Below are 657 nucleotides of genomic sequence, written 5' to 3'. Positions count from 1 at the left end.
CCCGCCGCCCCGGCCACGCGCGGCGCCCCGACGATCGGCGCCAACCATCTCGCGCTCGCCCGCGAGGTGATGCTCAATTCCGGCATCGCGCGCTCGTTCGACTCGATCATTCCGGCCTTCGCCGAGCAGATCAAGCAGCAGACCGTCACCCGCCCCGAGCTGAGCAAGGATCTCGACGAGGTGCTGCAGGGCCTCAACCCCGAGATGGAGCTGCAGAAGCAGCGCATCATCGACACCGCGGCGCGAATCTACGCGAACAAGCTGAGCGAAGCCGAGCTGCAGGACATCGCGGCGTTCTTCCGCTCGCCCGCCGGCAAGCGCTACGTCGAGACCCAGCCTCAGATCCTCGACGAGATGGTGCAGGCGATGCAGACCTGGACCCAGGAAGTCTCGGAATACGTCATGGTCCGCGTGCGCGCCGAGATGGGCAAGCGCGGGCACCAGCTCCAGTAGGCGCACGAATCGACCGCGCGGCCGGCCCGTGTCCCCGTCCCGACGTCTTTATGCAGCGGGCGCCGTCGCGCTCGCCGTGATGCCCCTGGCGATGGCGCTGGCCAACCGGTCGAGCCCCCTCGTCGTCGCCATCGCGGCCGTGCTGTTCCTGGCCGGGCGCTGCGTCGAGGATGCCGGCGCGGTCCCGCGCCGCCTCGTCCCGCC

1 protein-coding gene is annotated in these 657 nt (G+C 70.2%); it reads left to right on the top strand.

What is annotated here, in order from left to right; translation table 11 throughout:
* Positions 1 to 453 (top strand): DUF2059 domain-containing protein (locus FV223_RS29325; protein WP_147730074.1); only part of this gene is annotated, 453 nt, incomplete at its 5' end.
* Positions 454 to 657: the final 204 nt, after the last annotated feature.

The sequence above is a fragment of the Methylobacterium sp. WL116 genome (assembly GCF_008039455.1).
In the GTDB taxonomy this organism is placed as follows: Bacteria; Pseudomonadota; Alphaproteobacteria; order Rhizobiales; family Beijerinckiaceae; genus Methylobacterium.
Note: the sequence above shows the minus strand (reverse complement) of the source record. Positions and strands in the feature narration are given on the sequence as shown.